The 1,354-nt window shown below is 50.0% G+C and carries 1 protein-coding gene; it reads right to left on the bottom strand.

The features are described 5' to 3' along the window. Window positions 1-238: 238 nt before the first annotated feature. Window positions 239-1,273 (bottom strand): IS110 family transposase, encoded by a 1,035-nt coding sequence (locus CWM52_RS25850; RefSeq protein WP_100686657.1) that lies wholly within the window; start codon window positions 1,271-1,273, stop codon window positions 239-241. Window positions 1,274-1,354 lie beyond the last annotated feature (81 nt).

The raw sequence follows: 1,354 nt of genomic DNA, 5'->3' as shown, positions 1-1,354 counted from the left end.
TATATGGACGCACCGGGTGATGCAAGTACTGGTTCGATGCGGTTTGCGACCATATATCCGGCGTCGTTAGTAGGTTCAATGACCTGCGCCATGATGTTATCCGAGCCCTGTTTCCTAATCACTACACCGGTATTTGATTACCCAGGTCAACTTCAGGCTGTTACAGGGACGGTAGCCGTTATCTCATCAGTGCCTGCAAACTCAGTTAAAAATGTTTTCTGTAACTTGCTGTTTTTATTCAGCTCATCGCAACGGCCTTCTGCATATTAAAATCAATACCATCGGTCAAAACACGCCAGATAATTCTCGTCAGCTTATTCGCCAGCGCAACCGTGGTTTTCAGGAACCCTCGACGGGCCTCCAGCCTTTGCAGCCAAATACTCAGACTGTCATCGCGCTTTTTCACACAGCGCATTACAGACCGCGCACCATGAATAATGAGAGTTCTCAGACTCCGGTTGCCATTTTTTGTCACAGAAGACAGACGCTGTTTTCCGCCCGAACTGTGCTGGCGGGGAACCAGGCCGCACCAGGCGGATAATTCTCGCCCACTCGAGAACTGTGTGGCATCAACTTCGCTGAGAAACGCTGCTGCAATCAGGGGACCTACGCCCGGGATTGTTAATAGATGGCGGTACGCGGTTTGTTGTGATGACAGCGCTGCAATTTCGTTATCCAGACTGGTAATTCGTTCATTTAATGCCTGCATATCTTCCCGCAGCGAGGACAGCAGCCGACGAAGAGTGAATGTCAGGCTGTTTGAGGCATCTTCAATCAGCTCCGGTAGCTGTTGCTGGAGACGCAGGATCCCGACAGGAATAGTGAAGCCATATTCAGCGAGCAGAGAACGAAGCTGGTTGGCCAGCGCCGTTCTCTGCTCAACCATCAGTTGACGTGTGTTCCGAAGCGCCTTGATATCCTGCTGCTCTGTGGTTTTTACACAAACAAAGTGAATGCCCGGGCGAAATGCTGTCTCGCAAATTGCCAGCGCATCATTGGCATCATTTTTTTGGCTACGGACAAAAGCTTTTACGTGTTGTGCGGGGATGAGTCTGACGCAGTAGCCCATAGATGCGAAGGTTCGCCCCCAAAAATGCGAAGTGGCGCAGGCTTCCATAGCAACAAGAGTTCCAGGTTCAAACTGTCGGATAGTATCCAGCAATTTAGAACGAGAGATTTTTTTGTTCCATGCGACGGAGCCATCCACCATCCAGACGCAGACCTGAAAAACTGATTTGGCGATATCAATACCAACAACTCTGATCGTGCTCATGTGCTTTACTCCCGTAGCAAACGCAGACAGTAAAGTATGGCACTGGCTGCTTCAGGAAAGGGCGTCCATCACATCACTACA

Source organism: Raoultella sp. T31 (assembly GCF_002806725.1).
GTDB lineage: Bacteria > Pseudomonadota > Gammaproteobacteria > Enterobacterales > Enterobacteriaceae > Klebsiella > Klebsiella electrica.
Note: the sequence above shows the minus strand (reverse complement) of the source record. Positions and strands in the feature narration are given on the sequence as shown.